20 protein-coding genes are annotated in these 26985 nt (G+C 43.9%); 5 read left to right on the forward strand and 15 right to left on the reverse strand.

The window, feature by feature from the left end; genetic code table 11:
* Nucleotides 1–99 precede the first annotated feature (99 nt).
* The 5 genes from G8759_RS02040 to G8759_RS02060 form a co-directional block, all read right to left on the reverse strand.
* Nucleotides 100–999, reverse strand: a complete 900-nt coding sequence (locus G8759_RS02040) for a glycosyltransferase family 8 protein (RefSeq protein ID WP_167204742.1) — start codon at nt 997–999, stop codon at nt 100–102.
* A gap of 248 nt (nt 1000–1247) precedes the next feature.
* Nucleotides 1248–2141 (reverse strand): cupin-like domain-containing protein, encoded by an 894-nt coding sequence (locus tag G8759_RS02045; RefSeq protein ID WP_167204744.1) that lies wholly within the window; start codon nt 2139–2141, stop codon nt 1248–1250.
* Between the two features lie 266 nt (nt 2142–2407).
* Nucleotides 2408–3847, reverse strand: a complete 1440-nt coding sequence (locus G8759_RS02050) for an MOP flippase family protein (protein ID WP_167204746.1) — start codon at nt 3845–3847, stop codon at nt 2408–2410.
* 48 nt (nt 3848–3895) lie between these two features.
* The gene (locus tag G8759_RS02055; protein ID WP_167204748.1) at nt 3896–6211 is read right to left on the reverse strand and encodes a T9SS type A sorting domain-containing protein; all 2316 of its coding nucleotides are present in this window, start codon (nt 6209–6211) and stop codon (nt 3896–3898) included.
* Between the two features lie 108 nt (nt 6212–6319).
* A complete protein-coding gene (locus tag G8759_RS02060; protein ID WP_167204750.1) occupies nt 6320–7234 on the reverse strand; it encodes a gliding motility-associated C-terminal domain-containing protein in 915 nt (304 codons plus the stop codon).
* Nucleotides 7235–7472: 238 nt separating this feature from the next.
* Between G8759_RS02060 and G8759_RS02065 the strand changes: the two genes are divergently transcribed.
* Complete coding sequence (locus tag G8759_RS02065; RefSeq protein ID WP_167204752.1) at nt 7473–8219, forward strand: 4'-phosphopantetheinyl transferase family protein; 747 nt, start codon at nt 7473–7475, stop codon at nt 8217–8219.
* Nucleotides 8220–8504: 285 nt separating this feature from the next.
* Nucleotides 8505–9377, forward strand: coding sequence for an alpha-1,2-fucosyltransferase (locus tag G8759_RS02070; protein WP_167204754.1), 873 nt, complete (start codon nt 8505–8507; stop codon nt 9375–9377).
* 33 nt (nt 9378–9410) lie between these two features.
* On the opposite strand, the gene G8759_RS02075 is transcribed toward G8759_RS02070, so the two are convergent.
* The 10 genes from G8759_RS02075 to G8759_RS02120 form a co-directional block, all read right to left on the reverse strand.
* Nucleotides 9411–10628, reverse strand: coding sequence for a glycosyltransferase (locus G8759_RS02075; RefSeq protein ID WP_167204756.1), 1218 nt, complete (start codon nt 10626–10628; stop codon nt 9411–9413).
* A 42-nt stretch (nt 10629–10670) separates the two neighbouring features.
* Nucleotides 10671–11531: a glycosyltransferase family 2 protein gene (locus G8759_RS02080; RefSeq protein WP_167204758.1), complete on the reverse strand. Its 861-nt coding sequence runs from the start codon at nt 11529–11531 to the stop codon at nt 10671–10673.
* Nucleotides 11532–11654: 123 nt separating this feature from the next.
* Complete coding sequence (locus G8759_RS02085) at nt 11655–13136, reverse strand: O-antigen ligase family protein (RefSeq protein ID WP_167204760.1); 1482 nt, start codon at nt 13134–13136, stop codon at nt 11655–11657.
* Between the two features lie 68 nt (nt 13137–13204).
* Nucleotides 13205–14437 (reverse strand): glycosyltransferase family 2 protein, encoded by a 1233-nt coding sequence (locus G8759_RS02090; protein WP_167218631.1) that lies wholly within the window; start codon nt 14435–14437, stop codon nt 13205–13207.
* A gap of 16 nt (nt 14438–14453) precedes the next feature.
* Nucleotides 14454–15395: a glycosyltransferase family 2 protein gene (locus tag G8759_RS02095; protein WP_167204762.1), complete on the reverse strand. Its 942-nt coding sequence runs from the start codon at nt 15393–15395 to the stop codon at nt 14454–14456.
* Nucleotides 15374–16600: a sugar transferase gene (locus G8759_RS02100; RefSeq protein ID WP_317166754.1), complete on the reverse strand. Its 1227-nt coding sequence runs from the start codon at nt 16598–16600 to the stop codon at nt 15374–15376. Before G8759_RS02100 ends, G8759_RS02095 begins: the two co-directional genes overlap by 22 nt.
* 450 nt (nt 16601–17050) lie before the next feature.
* Nucleotides 17051–17560 carry a response regulator transcription factor gene (locus tag G8759_RS02105; protein ID WP_167204764.1) on the reverse strand — a complete coding sequence of 170 codons (510 nt, stop codon included), beginning with the start codon at nt 17558–17560 and terminating at the stop codon, nt 17051–17053.
* Nucleotides 17561–18108: 548 nt separating this feature from the next.
* The gene (locus G8759_RS02110; protein ID WP_167204766.1) at nt 18109–23055 is read right to left on the reverse strand and encodes a hypothetical protein; all 4947 of its coding nucleotides are present in this window, start codon (nt 23053–23055) and stop codon (nt 18109–18111) included.
* 167 nt (nt 23056–23222) lie between these two features.
* Nucleotides 23223–24065 carry a 50S ribosomal protein L11 methyltransferase gene (prmA, locus tag G8759_RS02115; protein WP_167204768.1) on the reverse strand — a complete coding sequence of 281 codons (843 nt, stop codon included), beginning with the start codon at nt 24063–24065 and terminating at the stop codon, nt 23223–23225.
* A 66-nt stretch (nt 24066–24131) separates the two neighbouring features.
* A complete protein-coding gene (locus G8759_RS02120) occupies nt 24132–24563 on the reverse strand; it encodes a hypothetical protein (RefSeq protein WP_197933079.1) in 432 nt (143 codons plus the stop codon).
* A gap of 685 nt (nt 24564–25248) precedes the next feature.
* Between G8759_RS02120 and G8759_RS02125 the strand changes: the two genes are divergently transcribed.
* From G8759_RS02125 to G8759_RS02135, 3 genes are read left to right on the forward strand one after another with little or no spacing between them, the layout of a single operon-like run.
* Nucleotides 25249–25527, forward strand: coding sequence for a hypothetical protein (locus tag G8759_RS02125; protein WP_167204770.1), 279 nt, complete (start codon nt 25249–25251; stop codon nt 25525–25527).
* Entirely contained in the window at nt 25528–26397 is an 870-nt protein-coding gene (locus G8759_RS02130; protein ID WP_167204772.1) for an MPN domain-containing protein, read from the forward strand.
* Entirely contained in the window at nt 26348–26932 is a 585-nt protein-coding gene (locus G8759_RS02135; RefSeq protein ID WP_167204774.1) for a hypothetical protein, read from the forward strand. Before G8759_RS02130 ends, G8759_RS02135 begins: the two co-directional genes overlap by 50 nt.
* Nucleotides 26933–26985: the final 53 nt, after the last annotated feature.

Consider the following 26985-nt stretch of genomic DNA (forward strand, 5'->3'; position numbering starts at 1 on the left):
CCATATTTCCATTAACAATTTGACTCCGTTAATTAACGTTGATGTGTAACAAAAAAAGTTTTTTGTTACACATCAACCTAAGGCAATATGATTTATGTGCTATTTCTCGGCCTTCAAACTGCGTAAGACTATCTTTTTTACTTTATTATATATCTTTCTTACTAATCTATAATTACCACTAATAGGCTTGTAGTTTTTCCAGGGAGTTAGCTTTAAATAGTTAAAAAATACCGTCTGGAAATAGGGGTCGGATTTATACGATTTAAATATTGGTTTTATATCAAGATAGTGAATAATAAATGGATTTTTATTTTCAAATGTAGCAAACCAATTCCACCGCGGATCCAGCTCAAACCATTGATTAACCAACGCTACATTAAGACCGTATTGATCGGCGAAATTTATGTATTGTAAATTATCGTGTAAGCACTTAAATACTTTATTCGTAATGTCGGCCTCTCGCCATGCTTTAGCGTTAATAAGCAGTAGACCAGAATTGAAATATTTAGTATCGGCCGACATTCCTAATTCTTTATAATTAGGAATTCCACCCCAGGAACAGCTTACAACTTTCTGAAAATCCTGGACGGCTCCGAATATATTGGCACCCATATCAATATTCCATAATTTCGAAATATCTTCAAGTACAATCATGTCTACATCCAAGTAGATTATGCGTTCTAAATTCGCTGGAACAACGTAAGGAGAAAATACTCTAAAATATGCAGTAAGGGGAAAGGCAGTATTGTCAATTGGGAATTTTATCGTTGAGGGAACGACTTGCTCTGCATTTAACCAATGAATAGCTATATCCTTTGACTGTACAGAAGCCTCTATTTTTTCCTTATTACGAGTTGAAATGCGATCGTCAATAATGTAAAAGTCAATTGCTTCATCTGTTTTGTGATTCAATTCAATTGATTTTACTAAAGCAGCTATCAAGATAGCATAGTGATTATCACTGGCCAATACAATACTTATACGCTCCTTTGTATTCATAAAAGATAAAATTTCGGCACTAGATAAATAAGCTAATTACCTTTATTTACAAATTATTTAATAGCTATTTAGGTATTGTGAGTATCCATGGAGCACAAGAGATGCCAAGAGGATAACTATCCTTGCAACGGTTCTATTTGTGCTTAGCTACTTTCTTTTGACTCATTAATTAGAAATAGGTAACCACTATTTTTCAGAAATAAAATATAGTGCTTCTAATTGTACCAAAAAGGAGACAATTTTTAAATTCAGCCATTAATTTTCTCTTGCAAGTTAATCAACTGCCCAAGCATTTTAGTGTATACTAATGCTGGAATGGCCATGCCAGGCCGATATTTTTTTAAGGACAGAAAATTGTCGTTTGCGAAGTCATTCCAGTTTGATTCATTTAAATGGACGCGACCTAAAGAAATACACGGTTCGTGGATTTGCGTCGTATGCCACCATTTTGTTGGGAACAGGATGGTTTCGCCCTCTTCAATGGTAACTCTTATTGGTTGTGCCTGCCGAAAAAGAGGGTATTTTTCATAGTTTGGGCTAAATACATTTACTTGAGAAATCTTGGGATTCTCCTCTCTTGGGTACATGAAAGGAGTTTGCTCTGGAGGAAACAAGAAGAATTCTTTGGAGCCATGCAATTGCGTGATTTGTGTATGCAGGAACAAAGCATCTACATGCAGGAAAGGAAAATGGCCGCCATTGCCACCCAAAAAAATCTCATAGACTTCTGTACCCTTAAGCATAAACTTGGGTAACAGCGGATGTTTAACACGATCAGATTTTGAATAAAGTATACCAGGTTTTAAATCGTCTAAGAGTTCAGGGGCGCGTTGCTCCAGATTGAAGTTAAATGGATAGGGAGCAGGCTTCTCAGGAGTAGACGTTAACATTAGATCAATATACTCGGGTAAAGTATAAGTCTTTCCTCTAATTTCCTTCGTGATGTGGCTATAATTAGCCTTAAAGAATTGAGGAGTAAATTTTCCCATTGCTTTCCAGTCCTTAGTGGCATCAGTCAAAATAACCGGAATAGCAGGTTCAATATATTCTTTAATTAGCTCTTTTTGTGAAATGTTACTGCGCCTGTCAATTTCTTTAATTTGACTTTCTTTATATTTATTTATTATTAAATTTGTGCTCATAATATTGATAATTTTGGGATTCAGAGGATAGAGACTATTGTATATCGATTACGAAAAAATAATTCTCTAATTATACTGTAAAAATAAGATAATTAGTGCATTATACTTAATCTATAACGCGAGAATTAATTCTATTTTAATGGCAATTACAACAAAAAAAATCGTCAGGCTTAGTTTGTTTCTTAGAGATGAATCCCAATGAATTTGTCGCTTAAAGTTTATAAAATATCTATAAAATTTATTTATTATTTTTAGACTGACTTTGGTTACTGTAAAGCCTGTCGATAAGATTTTATTTCTGTAAAAGATAACTTGTAAGCTAAGGTTAAAGCCGCATAGGTTAAACCGCCTATCAATATTTCAACTATTGTGTTTGTAAGTCCATAATTTCCTATAAATAATTTATAGATATAAATTATTGCGATCATAATAAAACAAAATATAGCTGGCTTTGCTATGTTCTTCAAAAAGTCATTCAAAAATTCACCAATCAGGTAATGCACAAGCGCAAAATTGCCAATTAAATTAAATAGTGTAGCTAACAAAAAAGCCATGGCGATTCCCATAACCCCCCAGTTTGTGCCAAGCCAATACACCAGAGGTATTTTTACCAATAAAGTAGCAAGGTTTAGGTAAAATAATAAGTTGGGTTTTCCCTTGGTAAACGCCAAGGTGAATAGTGGGTGACTCAAACAGGATAAGATCGCTACAAAGACAAACACCTGGATCAATTCTATCGTTTTATCCCAGCCCGGACCATAAATTAAAGGTACGACACTATCGGCTGTAATGAAAAGCCCGGCTAGTAGCGGCATATTGCAATAGCTAATAAAATCCAGAATTTTTAGATATGATTTTTTTAGATCCGACCCTCTATCCTTCATTTTTGCCAATATTGGATAGGCTACCTGCAAGATGATTGGATTTAACTTCGAAGTTGGGAAAACTGCCAACTGATAGGCAATTGTATAGTAGCCAAGCATTTTTACACCCAGCATTCCACCAATAAAAATATTGTCGGAATTGGATTGAATGAAACCCAGCAGTCCATCGGCCAGATTGAAAAAACCGAAGCGTAAATGGTCTTTTATATTGCTAAGGTTGAAGGCAAAGGTGGGAACAAAAAATTTTACGCCGAATGTGATTTGCAATACTACTTTAACCGTTTGCATTACCAAAGAGCCAATAATAAGCGATAGCTCTTTGTAGCCATTATAGGCCAATGCAATCGTTACGGCTGAACCGATAATCGTACCAGTTATGTCAATAATAGCAACCGATTTGAATCGTAGTTCTTTTTCCAGAAGAAACAAATAAAGCTGGCCGAAATAGACAATTAGAAAATAGCATGAAGAGAACTGCAATACCCCCGACAGCTTTGGTTCATGATAGAAAGAAATAATATACGGTGAGGTAAGCTGAATAATAACGAAGATTACTGCACCAACAATCAGGTTCAGAAAATACAAGGTCGATAGAACCTTCTGATCGCTTTCCTGTTTGTATATAATTGAATTGGAGAACCCAAGGTTAGAAAATATCTGAAAAAAGCTGATAATGAGGGTACTTATGCTGACAATGCCAAAAGCGGATGGGTCTAGTAAACGGGCCAATATAGCGACCTGCAAGAACTGAAACAGGGTCGAAATGGTAGTGGAAATTGTTATCCATTTTCCACCGTTCATTGCCTTACTTGTATTACTCATGCGGGTACTCTAACGGCTATGTTGGCCAGGCAAGGTAGTTACTTTTGCTTACCGGTTTCTGATAATCTTTTTTACTGCCCGTGCTTTACCTTGTCGTATGTCAAGTAGGTAGGCACCATATGGCAATGAGGTCAAGTCTACCTTTTCTTTAAAGGTCCGCCCTGATTTGGTGTAGCTGAACTGCTTGCATTGCCTGCCTGACATATCATAAACGTTTACATCTACAGCCGTATTCACCCCGTTCTCCAGTACCAATTCAACATAATTTGTTGTTGGATTCGGATAAATCAGCACATTACCCAGGTCTGATGCCTCCTTTGTCGGGCTGGTAGAGGGCATTACAAATACAGGTGTTTCGCTTACATTGACTGTTATTGTACCCGTCGTACTGACCCGCGCAGTTTTAGCCATCTCGTCGCTCCCTATTTTGGGCGTGCATAGCTGAACAGTATCTCCTTTGCTCACGGTTAGGTTGTAGGTACCCGTTCGGCCGCGTTCATCGGGGATCACCAGCACATAGGCAGATCGACCATCTAATTCATAGCGATCTACGATAGGATCTTTGCTAATCGTTTCTTTATAGCGATAGTCGCCCAGCAATTGGCGAGCCTGATACAGATAATCAGACGCTGGTTTACGGCTTTTGTCACTGTTTACTAGGCCCATCGAACTGAATTGGGTTGTATTGTCTATGTTATCGTCGTAAAGCTGGTAGAAGAATAAACGATCAATTCCGACCCGTGTATAAAGTAGCGCGGTTCGCAGCGTCCAGTCTGCCTGCGTTTCTAACACGCTCTTATTCCCAATGGCAATTGCCTTGAAAGGACTACCCTGATTAACGTCATAACCCGCTTCCGTTATCCAGACAGGCATATCGTAGGACGCCTGATGTGACAAGGCGACAAAAGCTGCTGCCTGCTCGCCTACGCCCGCCAGCTCGGGAGCCGCTCCCCGTTCCCCTCCGCCTGCCTGTGAACTTTTTGCATTATTGGCATATAAATGCTGATTGATCACATCCCAGCAAAGATTGACTCGGCCATCGGGTAAATAGCCTCTGAACTCCTTGCACCAGTCGATCATACCTCGTACATAGTCTGTAGATGAAGCTGCAAGGCCACCGATCACTACTGTCATGGATGGATCGGCGTTTTTTACCCCTATACCCGGCCCGAGTGTATTTTTATGCCCATCGTAAAAAGCGGATAGGTTAGCGGCATATTCCCGTGATGTTTGATAAGCTTTTCGGCCTTTCCAGGTTTTGTCGCGCTCGTTTTCGCATTCAATGTATCGAATCAAACCGAGTCCAATCTTAACCGTGTTAAGTCCTGCCCAAGTCTTAACGTCACTTACCTTCACCAGAGAAGGGTCTAGGGTCTTATTGCTGCCATAACGGGCCGCAAACTGGAAACCTACCCGAGCCTGATCGACATACGATTTAGGGGCAGAGAGATCACTTCCATAGGGTGCCGGAACATTTTCGCCATCACGTTCATCCTGGGGATACGTGTCCTGCATCCATTGGGGCAGTGTTTTTATACAGGCCAGGACCTCTATACCTTCCGTTTGACAGCGTTCATAAATGGCATCGTAGTTCCAGCTACCACTTGCCGTGGGGCTGTAGGTATAGCTACCTTTTTGGGGTTCCAGCTTCTCCCAGTCAATGTAGTGACGAACGGCTGCAAAGGCTTTCATCGCCTGAACACGGCTATCATCGACCTGCCAGGGCGAACTTGCTTCTTCAAAATTCCATTCAAAGGCATTGACACCCAGGGCCTGGCGGAACGGTGTAGACCGAACGGCAGGAGCTGTAACCTGAACCTGGCTTGGCTGATAGCTACCGTAAAGTTCTATTTCTGTAGGCAGAGGCCCGTATGTATTGATCACCAGATACCGTGCACCAGATACGGCCGTCTTCAGATTGAAGCTATTTGGCTCATCGGGGTTTGGTCCTACCCAGGCCTGGTAACTTTCGCCAGTAAAACGAGCAATCGGAATCCGTTCCCATTTGTCGGTTATGATCGATAGGGTCATGGGTTTATCTGAATTCGTACCTTCGTAATCGTAGAAGCGAATGCTTTCGATAGTGATTTGTTCGCCTTCCAGCAGTGGATAATACGAATCGTAATTTTCCAGCATCTTGCCATAGCCCGTATTGATATTTACATTCGTAATACCGTCAAAAAGCCCATCGAGACCGCTGTTAGAATTGTTTACCTGGTACCAGCGTTTTGGATCGATTGGTATTTTATTGGCCGAGTTCATGGCTATTGATGGTGCAGTATGAGGAATGGTAGGTTCCCCGGTTCGGGCAAAAATCAAAAGCGCAATACAAGCCGCCGGTATGGTTAGAATGGTTTTTCTCATTGGTGAAGAGAGCTTAATTCGACAGGTCAGCCAGTTGGTCGTCATCAGAGTCTGGATAGAATGGTAGGCTCATAAATTGGCCTGTTTGAAAATTTTGTGATAAAGGGATCATCGTGTCAATAGAACATGCCCCCTTCGTATGTAATCGTGGGTTGTAGATGCAGAATCGGCAAACTTGTATGTAATCACCCACGTATATTCTCCTGCTGCGCATGGATTACCCGCATAGTTTCCGTCCCATTTATTCGTGAGGGCATCGCTGGTAAAAATCACATTGCCCCAGCGATTGTAAATCTTGATATTGAACGAAACCGCTTCCCGCAAAAAGACCGCCAGCTCATCGTTTACACCGTCGTTGTTGGGTGTAAAGGCGTCTGGTACATAAACGGGATTCGGTGCACAGGCATCACACTGCTTTAGCTGGATGTCGTCCAGGGCCAAATCATTTCCACATCCGCCCGCTCCCTGGTTATTAATTAGTTTCACAACAACGGGCTCTGTCACATTGGGAGCCGTAAATAGAGTTGAATAGCGACGCCAGACTGGGGTTTGGGTTATCTCAATCGAACCAAAGTCGATTGTTCGCAGCACTCGGCCATCAATTGTCTCTATACGAATCGTTAGGTTCGGAAGTACGGGATCACTACAAATATTAGGCTTGAGTAGATTTAACCCCCAAAGCGAAAATTCATAGTTGGTACCTCCACATAAGCCCGGCAGCGGTTGCTGATAAAACGCCCCCATTTCATCAGAAGCGTTGATAATTAGTATATTACCTCCTGCATCATTGGGTGTATGATCTTCTGTCACTGTATGCCAGGCGTTGAAGAAACAAGTACCATCAACAGTTGAGGCAAGACTATACTCGCCGTTTTCCGGGCAAACAGACGTGACATAGTTGTATGAAGTTAAGCCAGCCAGCGATGGATTCTCTTTAGCCGTACCGAATGATTGATTAATCAGTAAGTCGTTTGAAATTCCAGGGCAACTTTGTGCAAGACAAGCTTTTCCGCACGGATACATAAAGCACAGTATCAGAACTATATTTCTGCGCAATGCTTTATATAGCCGTGGTCTTATTCTCCCGAAAAAGCTTTGTGACGCGGTTACCATATGCTATAACTTAAGACTCTGGTTTTTTTCTTTCGTCACCCATTTGAGCAATGAATTGCATGCAATAGAATGGCTTAATAATCAAAGTCTTATCCTAGTAACGGCGGGTTAAGAGTAAGCTACTTTTCACTATACCCTATGGTTCACCATGCAATCTGCCACTGTTTCTTGTAGTACTATTACGGACCCTGACTGGCTAAATTGGTCTGACTGTTTATTCACGGAGAAGGTGGCTGTATTTCGGTTGAAGCTTGCCGATGATGCAATAATTCCGCCCTATTTATATGCTTGGCTACAACCTGATGAACGCGAGCGGGCTGCGCGGTATCGTCGGAGAGAAGACCAAAATCGATTTGTGTTTGGGCGGGTTATGACGAAGGTTGTCGTTAGTAAATTTACTCACCTAGACTCCGCTGATATCCGCCTGGTTCCCGGCGTTAATAGTAAACCGGAGTTAGTAGGTATACCTGATTTTCAGATTAATTTATCGCACTCCGGGAGCTGGATTGTTCTGGCAATCAGTAGCGAAAGTGTCGGAATTGATATTGAAAAAATAGCCTCCGATTTTCCGTTTGAGGATATTGTATCGAACAGCTTTAGTGAGAGAGAACAACACTATATTGAAACCAGCCGCAATCCAAGAGCAGCATTTTATCGTTTATGGACTCGAAAGGAAGCGCTTAGTAAAGCAACGGCAAAGGGAATGGACGATGATTTTTCCCTTATCCCTTCCCTCGATGGTAATCATTGTATTGAGACCAGTATCATTGGTGGAGACGGTTTCTGGGCCGTGACTAGTTTTATTATTGCCGATGATTATCCGGCTACCGTTGCGCACAGGCCAATCGTAGAAATCCCTAAATTTTATACGATTGAAAGTTACCAATTTGAGTAAAATAAGTCAAAAAAGCGCGGTTGTTTTGCCCGTATCGGCGAGCGATTTTGTTGAAACGAATCATAAGCTTTCGGAGGTGATATAGCTTGTACTCTTTATGATATGTACTTATTTTCCGTGATTTGACAAAGGCAATAAAACGCATGGCTAAACGCGTTACGACGGAATCTGCTATCTGGATAGATTTGGTTTAAACAGAATAGTAAGTTTCTAACGATCAATTTTTAATGGGCAGTGCATTGACTGTCTATTTTGCATTAACGTTAATCTAATTTTTTTACAGGCATGGTCATTGCCAGAATTTCAGGAGGATTGGGTAATCAGTTGTTTCAGTATGCCCTAGGCAGAAGCCTTGCGCTTCGAAATAATACATCACTTTATTTTGACCTTAGTTATTACAAATTCGAATACGAAACGGATACACCCAGAAAATTCAAATTGTACCCATTTAGTATCGATTACACGCTTCTCGATACGTCACCTTATCTGTATCTGTCGAAGGCAACAAAGTTGCTGCCGAACCGGACGTTTAGGCCCATCTTCGAGTTTCTTCTGGAAGAACAGTTTCATGTTGAACCCAGAGTATTCGATGCCAAAGCCAGATTTATTATATTGGATGGGTGCTGGCAATCTGAAAGCTATTTTGGTGATTGCACGGAGATGATTCGAAAAGAATTGACATTCAACCGGCAAACAGGCGAGACGTTTGCTGCTTATAAAACTGAAATTGAACAGACAGACGTTCCGATATCAGTCCACATTCGACGCGGTGATTATGTCACTCACCCTGAGTTTAGCCAGTCGTTTGGCTTTCTTGGTCTTGACTATTACCAGAAAGCTATTCCTCAATTGACGAACCGCTTTCCTAACGCTAAGCTATTCATTTTCAGTGATGATCCAGATTGGGTAAAGCAGAATCTGGCTTTAGCTATGCCGCATGAGTTTGTGGCGAATGCCGGACCCGATGCCGATCTGGACGATCTACAGCTAATGGGTCTATGCCATCACCACATTATTGCCAATAGCTCGTTTAGCTGGTGGGGAGCGTGGCTTAATCCCAGAAAGGATAAAGTTGTTATAGCGCCTGGTCAGTGGTTTAAAAATAAGCCAACCTGGAACACGAAAGATTTAATACCAGCCAATTGGCTCCGGATTTAATAACACACGGACTAATGCAACTACAGGTTTTGGTTAGTGAGTAACCGGAATAGGAGTCGGCGTTTGATCTTGAACGAGCTGCCCAATAACGACTTCAAATTCTTCGGCCCGCTTCTTCCAGGAGTTATTTTTGGCCATCGAGATTCGTTCCTCAACCCGAGTTACGCTTGTATCGGCCAGTGCACGGCGGAGCGCCTGCGCAAAATCGGCGGGACTCGCAGCCAGTTCAACGACACCATCAAAATCGTTCAGGATCGAGAAAGGCGTTGATACAACGGGTAGACCTGCCGCCAGATATTCATTAATTTTCAGCGGATAGATCGTGTATGTATGCTCATTGCAGACGAACGGAATCATCGCTGCGCTCATTCCGGCTAATAGGGGGGGGAGGTCGGCTGGTTGGCGAGGTGGAGTAAAGACAACATTTGGGTAACGAGACAATCGGAGAGTGATGGCTTCCTCATGTACTTCGCCTACGAACTGAAAGGTTACATCTGGCATTGTTTGAACACAAAACTCAACCAGTTCAAGGTTGATGCGGTCGTCGGCTGAGCCGAGATAACCCACAATGGGATTAGAATCGGGCCGTACGTCAATCAGTTGGCGTGCCTGATTGAATAGATCGAAATTTACCCCGTTTTTTACACAGTATGCTTTTGATTGCAGGAGGGCCTTCGATCGGCGTAACGTCTCAGAAGTTGTTACTACGGCATTGACTCGCTGAAGATACTCAGGTTCATAGCGACTACCGTGGCGGCTCATCCATTTGGCAATCGTGATCTCATCAAAGCAGTAATAGATCGTTGCGTATTCGTTCAACTGGTTTAGCATTGGCAAACCAAAGACCGGATTCAAGCCATTTACGACAAGTGGATGCGTCATATTTAGCTGACGCATTACCCGGCGAAGGCCCTTAACTACCCGCCGAACGTTCCATCGAACGAGCCAGTCATGTGGTTTGGCTGGCAGCCAGTTAACGGGCAGTATCAGGGGCGGAGTCCATACATAAACTTCACCACCTGTGTCAACAACTTTCTTTGTGAGTGGATTCGATAGGCGCATCAGCTTCCGAACAGGAACGGGCCGTCGGTTCATAATACCCATTAGCCAATCTTTCAGCGTAAACTGATAATCGACGTACAAGACCCGGTGCCGTGCAGAGAGTTCGGTCATTAACTGCACAACCGCTTTCTGAAAATCGCCTTCCCAGGTTGTCTGGCCGACACAGATTATACTATCAAAATTGTTCATGTTCAGAAGTGTAGTGAGCAGGGCGATTTTTATTCAGCCTGCTTAATCTTCGGAGGTTTTGGTATCGTGTGGAGGATGAGGGGTGAGGTAAGAAAAAGCCCTGTTCATTTCTTTTTTTACACGTTTTCCGAGGGCCTGCCAAATGGTGCCATCCTTCATTAGTGTCCGGGGGCCAGTCCAAACGCGCGCCGACCGGGTCTTCATCTGAACGACCCGACCGTATTGCATCATATCAAAACAAAGGCGACCATCTTCTCCCCAGGTTCTGTTGTGCATCATATAGCCTGCTTTTAGACCGGCTTCGCGCAAATAACCCATGCTAATACCATAAGCATTAAGATACGGTCTTTTGACATGGCGAAACTCTGCAACAATATCTTTGAGGGTTTCGTGTAGGGTAAGCTGCCATCTCGGAAGTTGCGGATTGGCAATGAATGAATAGCGCCCATAAACACATACGACGCCAGGTTGCTGGAGCTTTTCCATCATTTCATTCATCCAGTTTGTCGGGTAAAGACAATCGGCATCGGCCAGTAGCATGTATTTACCAATAGCCATTTCCTGGCCTAGTTGCCGGGCAGGTCCGCAACCCTGAATCGGCTGAAAAAACTTCCTGACATGCAGTTTGTCGATCGTATCCTGCGTTCTGTCTTTTGAATTGTTGTTAACAGCAACAATTTCAAACGGAATGGTTGTTTCAAGACACGAAAGCGTACTGATGCTACGGAGAATATTTACTTCTTCATTGTAAGCAATGACCATAATAGAAACCAATGGTTTCGTACTGATCCGTTTGTCCAGACGGGCATTGATTTCATCGAAGACCGATTGGGGTACTTCATCGATACTGGTATATGGATATTCGTGGCGCTTTAACCAATTGGGGTTAGATAATAAATTCATAATCAGTACTAATGGTGTAAATAAGTTAAAAATTTGCTAATCGATTGGTAGGTGTCGCGTAGTTTTATCAACTAGGCAGACCTGCCGACTAGTTGGTCGGGCAAGTCCAAAATGAGCTCGGATTCAATTGCGTACGGATGTCATCAGTCCATTATACTTATTGACTATTTTTTCAGGAACGGTATCCCACCGTTCGCAGGTGGTAAACAGGATAGACGCGATATAGAGCATTGTACAGGTTGGGAACTGGCTCAGTGTTGGGTTTGAGTAACACATCAGCGCAATACCAATGAAGTTGGCCAGTAAGGCAATCATGAGTCTGAACAACCAGGGGTCTTTAATCTGCCAGACCTTATAAACACCATACCCGATAATGGTGGCCAGCATTAACAGGTAAAGAGTTAAGCCCACAATACCTGTCTCAATCCAGATTTCAACATACCAGCTGTCGGGTGGAATCTGGGCCGCAAAGTGGTTTGGCGAAAAGCGAGCTCCCGTATCGGCCGATGTTCCAATACCAGCGCCAAACGGCAAATCCTTGAGATAGGCTCTTAGTTTCTGCTGGTTTTCCAGACGTACCAGAAACGAAGCATCTTCACTGGGACGTAAGGCAGTGCGAATTCGGTAAATCTGGTAAACTGAGTCGCCAAGGTGGGTGAACAGCAGGATGACCAGAAGTGGGAGGGCAACCATCACTCCTTTAAAAATAAGGGCTGGATCGCGCCGAAGGAATAAGTAAGATGGATAACCGGCGACCAGTACAAAAAAAGCGCTGCGAGTACCGGAAACGGCATAAGCCCAGAAGAAAATAAGGGTCAGGAACACATAGCCGATCCGACGCATGACCCCTTTTTCCTCAAAAAAACGAATGGAGCAGATGAGCGTTGCGCTGGCCATTTCGGCCCCAAACTGCGATGCATCAGAATAGAACGAGAAGCTTCTTAGCTGGCCCCACAAAACGTGAGTTCTGTCATTTCCTTCGGCCAGCCACCGAATTTCGGAAGCTTCAAGGCCAATATACTGCTGTTTAAAAGCCCATAACGCGGCCAGAAAAGACCATATCAGCCATATTTTTATTAATAGCCGAATGTCTTCTTTGGTTATGGGCACGACCAGCATAATGGTGGCCATGTAAAACCAGTTTAGGGAGAAAGCCCGAGCGTGGAAAAACCAGGCTGGTTTATAAGGAGCCTCTGGATTTAACAGCTCCAGTATGGTGTAGAGCAACCAGAAGACCACGGCAAAATAAACGGGATGACGAAGCCGTTTCCAGTTCATTCGCTTTGCATTCAAAAAGACGCTCAGCAAGGTCAGCACAAGTACACTGTCCATTGCCAGACCCAGCGGGAAGTCGCTCTGGATAAACCGCGCCCAACCGAGTAGAAAGCTTAAATTTAGATAAGCCAATAAGCCAATCTTAGGCTCCAGCAGGATATTGGCCACGATGAGCAGACCTACCGGTAAGCCTACAGTCATAAGCGCACCGGTCATGCCAAAATTACCGACCAGCCAACCACCCAGTACGGCAACCAGAATCCCTAGTAGCGTAAATAGCCACCGGTTGTTAAGTAATTGACGGTTAAGTAAAAGAGTTCGTTCAAACATGGTGTCTTCGCGTTACTGCAATGACAATGACTTATGAATACGCTGGGAGTTTTCGTTGGATGGAAGCATTAAATGGCCCGTTTCGACTTTTCCCAAATACCTGAAATATTACCTTTACAAAAGCGTGCAAATCCTGCTAAAACGCACCAATTCATAAAAACAAAATAGAAGGGCACAAACGTTAATTTCCAGCGAGTCTGCCGGTTTTCCAGCGCATAGCCAATGTAGGCAGCCAGGTAAAATGCCGTTTGTAGTAGCAGGATTCCCCACCAGAACGTGATCGTAGGCGAACCTGAAATTGATTGCTGATACAACTGAACAAGCATAATTATATTCAGCAGAAACAGAAGCGGCAGGCAAAACGGTGTAACTGCCCAGCGCAACACCCGGTGCGAAACATATTGAAAGCTTAACCAACCATACTTGAAAAAATTAAGCAGATGAGCCAATCGCCGAATCGCCTGAAAGCCTCCCGCAGCAATCCGTACTTTTCGTTTCATCTCCTCGCCGACCGAATGCGACGGGCGTTCGAGTGCGTAGGCATCGGGTGCATACCCGACCCGGTAGCCACGCTCGGCAATACGCAGTGAAATCACAAAGTCGTCGAGTAGCGTGTCTGTCTCTACAGGTTCGTAGAGTTTGGTTCGTATGGCAAATAATTCACCAGCTGCTCCCACAATGGTATGAAGCTGGGCATCCAGTTTTTTCAGAAAAGATTCATAGCGCCAATAAAGTCCTTCGCCACTTCCGGCAGCGGCCTCCTGACCTTGTACACTGATCCGTTTTTCGCCCGTAACGGCACCCACATTGGCTACCTCAAACCGTTTTACCAGTCGGCTAACCGCTTCTGGGTTGAGATGGGTGTTCGCATCCGTGAAAATGGTCAGTGGTGTTTTGATCTGCCGCATGGCCTGGTTCATTGCCGCAACTTTGCCCAGGCGTTGCGTTCCCGAAATAATGGATAGATTAGGAAGGGTTGCTTTCTGTTTTTCCAGATATTCGGCGGACCCATCTGTAGATCCTTCGATTACAAACAACAGATGCAGGTGCTCACTGGGGTAATCCTGATCCAGACAGTTTTGCAGTTTATCGGGCAGATAGGCCAGTTCATTGTAAGCAGGCACAATCATGGTTATGTCGGGTGTACTGGCTAACCGATCTTCTGGTTTGATAGCTCCGCTATTGACCGACCACACTTTTACCAGTACCCAGGTTACTATACCATAGCCCAGGTAGGTATAGAAAACCAGAAATGACAGGAAAAAGAACAGGAAGCTGGTTAAATAGTATAGCGGTGTCATCATAGAAGTTCGAAGGCTAAACGGGTGAGATGCTCGTTGAGGTCAGGTTCCAGATTACACCCTTTGCAAAGGCACTGGCGTGCTTTAGCTTACCACGAAATACGTATGCAAGCATGTGCTTGGGCAATACACAACCCGCAAAGAACAGATAGAACACAACCCGCTGAAATGGTGAGCAGTGACGGCGCATATAAAGAATGCGATTACGAGTCATGTAGTAGGTCTTCAGCGGATTTTGTGGTCCGACCGACATTGACTCTTTATGCAGAATAGAAGCCGATGGCTGATAGTAAATCAGAAAACCCGCATTACGGATGCGCTGCGACCAATCAAGCTCTTCATAATATAGAAAGAACCGTTCGGCAAAACGCCCTACTTTATCAACTACTTTCCGACTGACCATCATTGCACAGCCATGAGCGAATGGTGTAATGCCTGGCTTGTCGTATTGCCCCAGATCGGTCTGTTTATAACCAATGGCAATGGCCGTACCCGTGTACATATTCATGGAGCTGTAACCGGCATACTGAACCATATCCGGTGTATCGTAAAACCTGATTTTAGGGCAGGTGACGCCTATATTTTCGTTCCCATAAAACGGCTTAAGTAACTCTTCAATCAGCGTAGACGGTAATTCTGTGTCATTATTGACAATAAAAAAGAAATCACCCTTCGCTTCCTTAATACCTAAATTATTCCCACCTGTAAAACCTAGATTCTGATCACTCCGAATGAACCGCAGTTGGGAATAAGGTTGCAGATCAATCAGCGTATTCAATGCTGGTTCCGACGCATTATCGACTACTATGACTTCGTAGTTCGAATAAGTCAGCAGAGCTGAGGATTCCAGGAACTGACGCGTGATTTCAGCCTGGTTATAATTGATCGTGATTATGGATACGAGTGGTGCTGTATCCGTACGCTGAACCACGCTATCTATACATTCTCCCGTTGCCATAAGCTGAAAATGGTTCTCCAGAGAATATACATATCAGTCTTGAAGGAAAAGGTATTCGAGTACTCAATGTCCAGTTGAGTCCGCTCCCAGTCCGACATAGGGCCTTGCCCTTTTGCTCTTTTTTTGATTTGCCAGAGGCCAGTCAGGCCTGCTGGTCCGGCAAATCGTTGCGCAAACTCATCAGAAGTTAATTTCTCCGCTTCATAAAGCGGTAATGGCCGATTGCCAACTAACGACATATCGCCCAGTAAGATATTGAATAGTTGTGGCAGCTCATCAATACTGCTATTACGAAGAATAGTCCCGAGTTTAGTCACCCGTGGATCATTGCGGAACTTCATGAATTTAGCCGCTTCTTCATTCTCCCGAAGGAATAATTTCTCACAAATTAATTGGTCCTGATCAAATAGCGGTTGCTGGCACGATACGCCCCTTTTACGGCAGCTATCACATAGAAAATCCGTTCGGGATTGAAAGAAATCATCAGTCGAAAGATTGTCTGTAGGCTTAGTATAAATATTTTGTGAGGCCATATGCCGCAATTGTTGGTCAGCCTGCGTACTCATTGTGCGGAACTTAAACATGTTAAACACATAGAAATTAGTCCCGGCACGTTTTGACTTATACAGAATTGGCCCCTTCGAGTCTATTTTTATTAAAAGGGAAACCAATAAGAGTAAAGGGGATAAAGCGAGTAGTATGGAAAGAGAAATAACGATATCAATACTACGCTTCCACCAGGGCAATGTGAACCGGTGGTTGGTTGTTAATGGTTGTTTTTTGTCAGGAACTGAAAGTATACGGGTTTTCAGCTCCAGATAATATCTTATTTTTGATTGTAACGCATAGTCATCTTTGTCGATGGCCAGAATGTCTGTAACGCCATTGTTGAGGGCGTTTTTTACTAAATTTGGCCTAACAAAACGACTGGCAATCAAAACAGGAACAGATTGGTAGGACGTGTTGCTTCGAACCAGGGCAACCATTGTCTGGCTGTTATCTTTATCCGCAATTATCAAATCTACTGTAGGGTTCTTCGATAACCATTCCCCGGCTTCCTGGAAATTCCTGAACCGCACGATTGAGCAAGTGTCGCCGACAGCCATCGTGATTTGATTGACAATCTGATCATCTTCCTCCACTAATAAGACATAAGGCATTGGCGCTATATCCACAACATTCGGTCTGATGAAGCTTTCTGTCATTGCATTGTCATACTTTGGCACAAATTTTGACGAAGACACTAAGGATTTTGGGGCTCTATTCAGCTGAGTCATTTGATTCCAGTACTTGTCAAAAAATGATATTATTCATTAGGCCTTATTCGATTAAACAGGTAAAAAGTAGACGTTTAAGTTATTCAGATAAGCTTGATTTATTATTTAGTGAATTTGTTTGAGAAAAATTGGCTCAACTCATTGACAATCAATGCGAAATGCCTGCTTGGTATTCCCCTTAAACGTCCTGAAGTAACTACAGGGATGCTTTTAAGATGAAACGATTAATGTCAATGGCAATTAGAGCCAGCACTCATACTTTGGTGTGGAGCATTAGAGCAGGATCCTGTAGACTACTCTAGTTAGTTGAATTGGCACGTAATTTGAAGGTGAAAAGAGAAAGATTCCTGGAGATCTAAACCAGAAGAAAATAATGAATCAGGCACTCTGTGCAACTAGGTAACCTCTTAGCAGCATCGATAAGATCCGCGATTTTGGTTGCCAAACTGGTTTGGATTCAGCTTGAAGACGTACAGCAGCTGTCGGCTCCTGCACTTCTTCTTTCGGTGCAGAAGTTCGGCGAAGAATAGCATGAATTTTGGCCTTTACTTCCAGTGGGTTGAATGGTTTAGCGATGTAGCTGTCAACTCCCTGCTCAAGACACTCTATTCGGGTATTACTGTCAGGAGCGTTGGAGAGAACAATTACGGGCGTTTGAAAGATGAGCTTACTCATCCTGATTAGCTTCGTTAATTCAAGACCGCTAAACACGGGTAAATTGAGTTCGGTAAGAACGCAATCAAACCGATGACCCTGGATCAATAAACGAGCCGCTTCATGACCCGTATTGGCCACGGTAATTGAAAAGTCTGTTTTTAACGTCTGTATGAGAATATCAGCTACATAAGGATTTTCATCCACTATGAGCAAGTGATATTTTTGATTCATTTTATTGGCCTTTAAGTTCTGAAGATGGGTTAGATCTAAGTTTTAGACTACTTACCCTACCTCCGGTTACCTATATATGAAAAAAAAACCTTATTTAACTTTGGGCATACCATACGAAGTATATTTTAGAAGGCCTTCTCTATTGATGTAAGTTAGTATTTAATAAGGTGTAGGTAAATTGCTTACTATCAATACCTTATTGTTATAATTGGCCGCGATAGTTGTCAAAGCGACGAACTTTAGTGTATCGTTATTTTTAGATCAATCGTAAGAATTAAAAATCATTAAAAAATAATAAACCTTATATTATCTATGTTTAATACAATTTTTTGTCTGTGCGATATGTTATACTGTAGCCAACTCAGTAACTTATAAACTACCATATTGGTAGTTTATGTAACACGGCATTTTAAAGTATATAGTGTAAATATTCTTCTGGTTGCGAGAGAGTTATTGGAAACAAAGGCTGATTTTACTTAGACGTATACAGGTTTTACTTAAATTTTTTAGCAGTAAAAAGGGAGCCATTCATGGCTCCCTTTTTACTGCTAAAAACCTTCTTTCTCTGCTTCCTTATCCTTTTTCTTCTCGTCTTTTTTCTTCTCGTCTTTCACAACTTTCTGCCCTGGCTGCAACTTCGGCTTAGGGGCTGGTTTCGCTTTAGTTTTGTACTGGTCCAGATAACGCTCGACGAAAACTGTTTTTTCGTCGAGCGTAGCCGGGACGATTTCAACGGTAGCTTTTGAACTGTTTTTAGAGCCAGCCAGTAGCCGATCATTGATGTCCTGCTCTGAGGTTATAATCGCTAACTGGCCAATGGAAGCTGGTGTATTGCCTGGTTTATAATCATAAAATACCCAAACGTCGGGCGATGACTCCAGATAAATACTGGCTTCGTCACCATTGGCCGTTTTTCGGATTTCTACAAATCCGTCCATTTGAGCATTGATGTCTGTTGCCGACATGTTTGAAACACCGAGTTGACCAGTGCTGTAAAAGGCACTGAATTTATCGGACCAGCGTAGATTCGCATTCGCAAAGACAAGCATACTGTTCAGTTTTGGCGATGCCTGGTTGAGCGGTACGTGTTGATTCTGGGCTTTTGCCCGATAAGCGTCTACTGCCTGTTGGCCAATTAAGGGTAACAGCTTATCCGATAGTCGGTTAAGGTCATCGTCGGCCGCTTCGTCGTTTTTCTCTTCCTGATTCGTCTTAACTAACTTGTCGGCAATGACACTGTTAATCTGATCCGGCACAGGGAATGCGAATGCCAAGAGTGTATTCAATCGATACTGAGTACTGTCAATGTTGATTCGTGCCGATCCGGATGTGAGCAAGTACTCGTTCGGGCCAGAATTCAGTAGATTCATTTTGCCCTTGAAGGTCATCAGCCCTCGGGCATCGTTAAAAGTAAAGGCGTTCTCAACGTCATCAGAAGCGGCTGCACTATCCGGACGGCTGGTACTATCAGTAGGAGCCGCTGCCAGAGCGGGTTGGCCTGCTGGCAGGTCACTGCCTTTAGAGACAATTCGGTACACTTTATCTTTTTCGTCGTAGCTCATAATACCCGTTGCCGAAAACAGGTCTTCATCCTTAGGATCTTCTTTCGGCGACAGGAACGTAGGATAAAGCCCAGCATTGCCCAACCGGAAATGAATACCCGCTACCAGTTGCTGTCCGCCTTCATTTTTAAGGTTTTTGTCAACCTTTATTTCGAGCCGTTCTGCTATTTTTTCCTTAAATGGAATCCAGCCGCTAATGAGATCCTGGCGTTTTTTAAGGGCAGGCTTAATTGAGCCATCTAACGCTAGATCCCGTTCAGGAGCCTGCATCGTAATTGCTCCTTTGAATAGCATTTTTGGGGCTAACTGAAGGTTGTCATCCTCGTCAACGTCAGCGCGAGCTACTGTAAAATAAGTCGTTGCTGGCTTTTGTGCCGCATTGCGTTTGCCCCGGACAGGTTTCTTGGTATCGGCAGTTAGGTTAGCAGAAGCAACGGCTGGCGCTTCTTTTAATTCAAAGCTTCCCATCTTGATACTGGCTGTATCGCCTTTTGCGGTTGCAAACTGATAAGTGGCATCTCCGGCAAAGCGTGTTCGGGAAAGAACCTGAATATTGCCATTTTTAAGCCGGTGGAACAACGTAACCGTATCCAGTTCCAGTTTCGCGTTTTTCAGCGCCAGCATCTCGCCGTTTCGCCGGATGGTCACAAGACCTTTGTCAGGATAGATCCGCGCATCTGCCGATGTAACATAAGGAACGCCACTGATGTTGAGCATCATTTTTTCAACGTCGTACAGGGCCGCTGAGCCGTTAAACGTTAACCCTTCCTGTTCGGCAGCCGTAGCTGTAAACGTAGAGGTTTTAACATCGCCTTTCATGGCAATCGTTTTCGCGTTGAGATTCCATTGGGCCCGGTTGATGCTCGTTTTGTAAGCGGCAAACGGGAACTCCATACTTGACCCGGCCAGCGTATCGTCGATACTTGTATTTTTCGTTGTATTGATGGCCAGACCGACAATTCCTTTGGTCTGATTAAAATCTACATTAATGTCATTGCCCAGAAGAATTGGCCGGTTTGCCTCTTTATCCGACACAATTTTAAATTGAGCGTTGTCGGCAACGAAGCCCTCTTTATTAAACTTTATATTTTTTGAGATCGCTTCTGAATCTTTTCTCCGTAATGTTCCCTTACCAAACAAACCTGCCGAACGAAGTACCAAGCCCCCTTCCAGATTGGTCGTGGCATTATAAAAGTTAAAGTTATTTTTCTGGGTAGTGATGACCATGCTATCCGCCTTTGGCCACCATTTCAGGCTATAGTTATTCAATTGAACCTGTGGGAAGTATCCTTTACCAACAAGTCCTTCCTTAATTTCACCTTTGTCGCCCGACGCCAGTAAGGAATCTGTCATGAATAAGATGCCTTTTGTGTTCAGGCTGGCGGTCAGGTGATTTAAAACACCTTCGGCACGCAATCCGGATTTATCCATGGTCAATTCGCCCGTAAATTTTACGTTCGATGGAGCAGCACCTTTCTTGGAACTATACACTGGATAGCCAGTGGCTGGCGCTTTATGAACAAAGCCCAGCGTATTGTCGGGCATTGTTTTGAGTTCGGCTTTAAAGGGCGGAAAGATGCCATCGGAATGGAATGTGCCGACAAAAGATATATCGCCCTTGCCCAGACTATCATTGTCGATTGCCGGTATTTTGAAGTAAACTTTCTGATTGTAAAGAATGTCTCCGCGAACGGGTTGGTTAAAATATACCGTCATTCCTTCGGGCATAACCAGCCGCTGCGTGGTTTTTTTACCCGCAATTCGCCCTGATTTATTATCGGCGCTGCCAAAATAGACGGTTCCGGGGTTTTCGTATTTAATGTCACCCCCAATTTCGCCCTCTTTTCCCTGGGCAGCCAGTTTTTGCGAAGAGAAGGTAATGGAGTCAATTTTATTCAGGTTCATCGCGAATTTATCGTAATCAAATTTCAGATCACGACCGGCATAGCGAAGGGTTCCTGCTTTGAGCTGACCGTTCAATGTAAAGGCCCGCCCTTTACCAATACGCAACGTTTTGTCAGAAGGGACACCGTATATTTTCAATGAATCAGATAGCGTAAATCGGTCGACTCCACGGATCGTCAAGAATTTATCATCCAGATTGATCGTCGCGTTTTTTGTGCTGTCATTTGATGCAAACAGCGATTGTACCTGAAAATTATCGTAATCCCGTTTCCCTACGTAAGCCAGTACATAAAGATATCCCTTCCGGCTCAACCGCATCAGACCCGATGTCGGGTCGCGATCGATGTAGCCTTCCAAAACCATGCGGCCCAAGGCACCCCGCAAGGCAACCGGGCTGACTTTGGTAGACTGTATAATATCATCGTCAAAAAAAGTCTGTTGCTTCTTGGTTGCGATGAAATTGGCGACGATCTGAAGTGGATGAAAACCATAATCAACCGTCAGGTCGGAGTAGCGTTGTGGTTGAAAATAATCATATGATTCGAATCGAACGGGCACTTCACGCTTTGCCCCAACCTGATAAAAATCGACTTTTCGACGCTGTAAATCCCACCGAACTACTTCGGGTATAATGTAGAACTTATGGTATGAGTCGGAATACGGAACACGGGCATAGTCGGTGTGCTGTTCGCGGTCGAGCCAGGCAATATGCTGGTTTTTGTCGTACCTGAACTTTATGGATGGATGGGTTATCGAATCGGTATCGACATAGCCTACAAACGCGGCTGAACCTGCCGAAATTAGCGGTTTGGCACCCCCGGTTGTTCCACCAAATCCGGCGCTTGTTGTGTCGTTAGCGCTAAAATCGAATCGACGGCTACTGGCTTTGAAAGCTGGCTTGCCATTATACTTAACCGTCAACTGGGCTGGCTGGCCACTAGCCGATGCGCCCACCATCTGTGTGCCCGATAAAGCCAGGCCACCCCGGTACTCAATATCCGGCCCTAAATCGGGTAGCTTAACATCATTCTGCCACGACATAAAACGTGGATACGTAACTGGTCCGCCTTTCTTCTTGCTAACATATTCAAAGACGCCTTTAATAGGCTTCGCGGGTGTACCCGTTCGATTATCGTACGTAAGGGTCACATCATCGGCTGACAGACGCGGATTCATTGTTGTGAGCGAGTAATCGCTAAGCGTCACAAAAATATCCGGTCGACCAGCGGTCTCCCAGGTAAATTTGCCGCCCTGACCAACCCAAATGCCATCTTTGAGCATCAGGTCGCCACTCGTGTTTGTTACCAGCGCCGAATCTCCATTGGCAACAATCGCCAGCGTTACCTCTTTCAGGGTAAGCACAGCACCCGTAACCGACGGAATAGGACGACGTTGCGGCACAAACTGAGCACCCAGCTGGCGCGGTTGAGTTGAGTCTGATGGGGTGGGGGTATCCCAGCCATCGAATCGAGACCGTTCTGCCGCAGCTTTGGCTGCCGCAATGGAATCGGCAGGCGTTGAGGACCCCGTTGTAGATACCGGTTGAGCAGTATCTATATAACGAAGCTGAAAGGTACCACCCTGTGCGTAGAGTTTGTTGTAATTGCTCGCGTAAAGTTCGTGCCGTTCGAGGAAACGACGGGCCGTTTCCAGACTTCGGGCAAAGGCTTTTGGGTCATTGGCATCGAACAGTTTTTCGGCTATTGTTAAAATGCCATCCACGTTGGCTGGCGTACCGGCTGATTGCTGGCTGGCACTGGCTTGATAAAGTGCTCCGTAAAAAGGAACAAAGTGAGTGGCTGCCTGAAGCCGTTTCTGGTTCATCTTACGGCTTAATACCATTACGCGCTCCTGTTGCTGGGCCGACAATCGATTTTCGGACCACAACGATTGTAGGTCCGTTCCGGCCTTAACTCCTGCGGCTCCGCCCGTTGCCATTAGTTTCTGCACCTCGGCCATAAACTGATCTGGTTTATCGGAGAGCCGGACTGCCTGACCATAAGCCGTGGAAAAGGCGAAGCAAAGCATGAAGATCGCCCTGGTCTGTACTGACAATGACCACCTTAGCAAATTGGAGCGCGACCGTAATCTGTGATGAAACAGATTACCAGGGTGAATAGCGTAAATACGATTCATTATATATCTGTTGCGAAAAACGTTGTTCTAACGTCTACTTGACTAGTTGTACCAGGATTCTATTTCTTGAATAAAAGAGAGGTCCACTCTCGGATGGCCATCTTTTTTATAAGTTTAAGGCCCGAATCGATCGCTTTTTGTTGGATATCCGGCGCATCATGTTCATAGAAACCGCTTACCAGTAAATATCCGTCTTCATTTAATAAGTCTGTGTAAGTCGGGATTTCGGCCAGTAATACGTTTCGGTTGATATTGGCCAGCACAACATCATATTGGCTGGGTTCGCCTTCGCTACCTGAGTTAATATCGTCGATTGTTCCCTGAAACACCGAAACCTGCGGGCAATCGTTCAGTTCGGCATTCTCGCGAGCATTTTCAACCGCCCAGTCTTCAATATCAAAAGCCAGCACGGCCTGTGCGCCCATCTTAGCCGCCAGAATTGCCAGGATGCCTGTTCCACTGCCGACATCAAGTACTGTTTTCTCCGCAAAATCAAGGCCAAGTTGCTGTTCGAGCATCATGGCCGTGGTTTCGTGGTGGCCTGTGCCAAATGACATCTTCGGATTAATGATGATATCGTAACGAAACCGGGCGTCCGCTTGATGAAAGGACGCCCGGACCCGGACACTGTTAGCTACTTCTATCGGCTCATAATCGCGCTCCCACTCGGCGTTCCAGTTTCGTTTTTCTAACGAATGGACTTCATAGGCTATTGCGGTTTGATTCGTGTATTTAGCAACAAGTTCCTGTACGGCCTTTTCATCAAAATCCGAGTCAATGATATAGGCATTCAACCCTTCATTCGTATCCACAAATGACTCGAAACCAAGTTCGGCCAGTTCGGCGGTGAGGATATCGGAATAATCAGGGGAAATGTGCAGTTGAAGTTCAATATAATTCATACCTCTAAGGTAATGAAAAAGGCAAGCCACATGGGTTGCCTTTCGGTACAACCTAAAGCTAATTCATTATTTCAGGGTTCCATTTTTCATTTTCTGGAACGATTCCTGAAGCGCAGTAATCATCGGAGAGTTTCGTTCTTTTTCCTTTTTGACCGCTTTCTCCTGCCACTCAATGGCTTCATCCCTGCGCCCCAGAAAATAAAGGATGTGAGCATAGGTATCCATCAAACTACCCTCTTCCCGATACTCAAGCGACCGCTTCGACCAGATTAGTGCTTTTTGCAAATAAACCGAGTCCCGGGTTAGCTCCTGAAAGTCCCAGGCCGCCTGATTTAACGCAGATACAAAGCGCTGGGTGTTCGGATTCGGTACGAACGACATCTGTCCGGGCCGTACGGTCGTTTTAAAGGTTCCATTTGTGGACGGCATTTCGCCCCGCATCCGTCGTTGATTGTCTAACTCGTCCAGCTTTTGGATGGAGGCAACCCGGGCGGGCATACCCGCGAACCTACACTCCAAAGAACTAACTAAAAGCACTCCACCAGCTCATCCGACACCTACCCGAGTGTGACGGTAGGTCTAAACTACAGCAAAGCAAATATGTATAGTATACTATTTAAACAATATTAAATATATTATTATAAATTAAATAATTTAATTAGATACTTGTGCGGCCAATCAATAGTTTTACAAAATCATAAACCATTTTACAGAAATCATGATTAATAAATATTTAAGTCGTCCTTTAGTTATTATGTTTATAATAACTGGCTTGTAATCATGTCGCATCCAGGAGGATAGTTTAGGAATTCCGGCAAAATCAGTAGCCATAACGATTGATGAAGCAAAGAGTTGGTATGAAACATCCAGTTCGGCTCGTGCTCGAGTGGCGACTAAAAAGCAAAACCAGCTAGCCTTCTGGAAGTATGCCCAACAAGGGAAACTTGCCAACGGCATTGATGTAGTGTCTGTTCCGTTATTGTATAATTCAAACGTTCCGGTTAGTGTCCCGAGTGATGAAAATTTTACCAGAAAAGGCAGTATTTATTCGCTTCCCAGTTTTGATCGGGCAGGGTATCAAATCTAGCAAAAGCTCCTGATTTCTAAGGATGAGAATGGTAATTTACGGTCTGTAACTATCACCATTATTCCGGAACGAAACGAGCAACGGAAAAAGCAAGCCGTGAAAAAAGCTACCTTTTCGGGAGTAGTCCTGCTGATGAATGATGCGGGGGATAATTATAAAATAGGGTGGCGTTATAAAAAAGGAAAATTAACCGATACATTTTCCTCACCTGATCAAAATGCGAATGCAAGGTTGTCTTCGTATTCATGCAAGGTCGCCTTCTATCAACTTATGGCTCAGAACCCTGGCGGTAGTAGCAGTTATCACTGTGACCCATTCGCGAATAAAGCGTGTCTACCCGACGCCTTTCTGGACGCATCCACGGGCGGGTTCTAGGTGAAAATTGCTGAACTTGATGCTACCTGCAATGATGGAATTCCTAATGGGGCTCCAATTCGAGAAAATCCGTGGGATGATGAATCGAGTTGGGTCGCAGTAAATCCAAGTGGTGGTGGAGGTGGACAAGTTATCAGGGATCCATTCATTCCCACGAATGAAACAACACCGATTGATTATGGGATGCCCATTGATCTTACTCCAATGGACGCGTTTGCTTGGGAAATGGCAAATCGTATTGGCCCAGACGTGTATCTAACTAGTGCAGAGATAGAGTTCCTTAGTGAAAATTGGGACTTTACATATGATTTTAGAGATTACGTAAGTTTAAACAATATCAAGCCTGATTTAGGTAAGAACTTAGACGGATGGTTTTATGACGAAAATGACTTTCAGAATTATAAAATTCCACTCAAAGTTGTCGGGCGAGACAGCTACAATGAAGAAACAGATTACAGGCTATATGAGAGAGAGTGCGAGGCTTACACATTCTTATTCGATAAAGCGAACAGCTCAGGCCAAGAGTATGGAGCCTATATAACAACGAAAGGAATAATTGTTCTGCCTGCTAATAAAGCTCAACTTACGCCAGATGGGACAAGAGCCATTGAATTTTTGATATGGAAGATGAGCAAAACTTCAAGCAGAGAAATTGTCCCGACTAATCAGGGTACCTATGTAGTACGAGGTTATATCCATACACACCCTAGCCCACCAGGTATAGCTAGTCCATCAAATGCTGATAGGCAATTTGCCCAGAGGCACCCCGGAGTGAGTCACTATGTTATGAACCAGTTTGTTATCAATCAATTTTTTTCCGATGGAAGTACTCAGCCATACGCTGGCGTTTTTGAAAAGCGCTGCCCATAGCCATTATAGCAAATCGTACTCACTATGGCTACTCTTGATGGTCCATTCACTCGTCTCAACGGGACAGTCGCAGCCTGTTCAGTTGATGAATCTTGTCTTGCAAGATAAGATACTTGAAAAGGTACTTAAAGAATACCAACAAGTAAGCAAGGCTAAGGTCATTGCTGTAGTCATTGAACGTTATGATAATGACTATACGTACACGCTCAGTGATATCGGTTTGTTTGATTCAGTTAAAAGAAATCCAACGACCACGTATGGTAAATGGAATAACACGATTTTGCTATTTTATTCAGGAGTCGAATCCGTCATCAGTAATTTGGACACGAATGCGGTTAATCGCATACAAAAACAGCTTAGGTCCATATTACCAGACCAATTCAGTGACCAGAAGGTGTCCAATGATGGCATTATAGAGGAGAAGGCCATCTTGTTTGACGAAATTATTTGGCGTTTTAAAGTACGTGATAGAAGGTTACTGTGGCTACGTAAAAATCTGGATTATCAAACTGAAAAAATTCCCTACCTCAAATAGTTCTCTTCGGAAGAGACGTTCGAAGTGGATTGTTGACAGACAGTCCGCTTTGA

It is taken from the genome of Spirosoma aureum (assembly GCF_011604685.1).
GTDB lineage: Bacteria > Bacteroidota > Bacteroidia > Cytophagales > Spirosomataceae > Spirosoma > Spirosoma aureum.

Excerpts from the sequence above, each read along its gene's own strand:
- G8759_RS02040 (WP_167204742.1), bottom strand. The coding sequence starts at position 999 with ATGAATACAAAGGAGCGTATAAGTATTGTATTGGCCAGTGATAATCAC.
- G8759_RS02045 (WP_167204744.1), bottom strand. The coding sequence starts at position 2,141 with ATGAGCACAAATTTAATAATAAATAAATATAAAGAAAGTCAAATTAAA.
- G8759_RS02050 (WP_167204746.1), bottom strand. The coding sequence starts at position 3,847 with ATGAGTAATACAAGTAAGGCAATGAACGGTGGAAAATGGATAACAATT.
- G8759_RS02055 (WP_167204748.1), bottom strand. The coding sequence starts at position 6,211 with ATGAGAAAAACCATTCTAACCATACCGGCGGCTTGTATTGCGCTTTTG.
- G8759_RS02060 (WP_167204750.1), bottom strand. The coding sequence starts at position 7,234 with ATGTATCCGTGCGGAAAAGCTTGTCTTGCACAAAGTTGCCCTGGAATT.
- G8759_RS02065 (WP_167204752.1), top strand. The coding sequence starts at position 7,473 with ATGCAATCTGCCACTGTTTCTTGTAGTACTATTACGGACCCTGACTGG.
- G8759_RS02070 (WP_167204754.1), top strand. The coding sequence starts at position 8,505 with ATGGTCATTGCCAGAATTTCAGGAGGATTGGGTAATCAGTTGTTTCAG.
- G8759_RS02075 (WP_167204756.1), bottom strand. The coding sequence starts at position 10,628 with ATGAACAATTTTGATAGTATAATCTGTGTCGGCCAGACAACCTGGGAA.
- G8759_RS02080 (WP_167204758.1), bottom strand. The coding sequence starts at position 11,531 with ATGAATTTATTATCTAACCCCAATTGGTTAAAGCGCCACGAATATCCA.
- G8759_RS02085 (WP_167204760.1), bottom strand. The coding sequence starts at position 13,136 with ATGTTTGAACGAACTCTTTTACTTAACCGTCAATTACTTAACAACCGG.
- G8759_RS02090 (WP_167218631.1), bottom strand. The coding sequence starts at position 14,437 with ATGACACCGCTATACTATTTAACCAGCTTCCTGTTCTTTTTCCTGTCA.
- G8759_RS02095 (WP_167204762.1), bottom strand. The coding sequence starts at position 15,395 with ATGGCAACGGGAGAATGTATAGATAGCGTGGTTCAGCGTACGGATACA.
- G8759_RS02100 (WP_317166754.1), bottom strand. The coding sequence starts at position 16,600 with ATGACAGAAAGCTTCATCAGACCGAATGTTGTGGATATAGCGCCAATG.
- G8759_RS02105 (WP_167204764.1), bottom strand. The coding sequence starts at position 17,560 with ATGAATCAAAAATATCACTTGCTCATAGTGGATGAAAATCCTTATGTA.
- G8759_RS02110 (WP_167204766.1), bottom strand. The coding sequence starts at position 23,055 with ATGCTTTGCTTCGCCTTTTCCACGGCTTATGGTCAGGCAGTCCGGCTC.
- prmA (WP_167204768.1), bottom strand. The coding sequence starts at position 24,065 with ATGAATTATATTGAACTTCAACTGCACATTTCCCCTGATTATTCCGAT.
- G8759_RS02120 (WP_197933079.1), bottom strand. The coding sequence starts at position 24,563 with ATGCCCGCCCGGGTTGCCTCCATCCAAAAGCTGGACGAGTTAGACAAT.
- G8759_RS02135 (WP_167204774.1), top strand. The coding sequence starts at position 26,348 with ATGGAAGTACTCAGCCATACGCTGGCGTTTTTGAAAAGCGCTGCCCAT.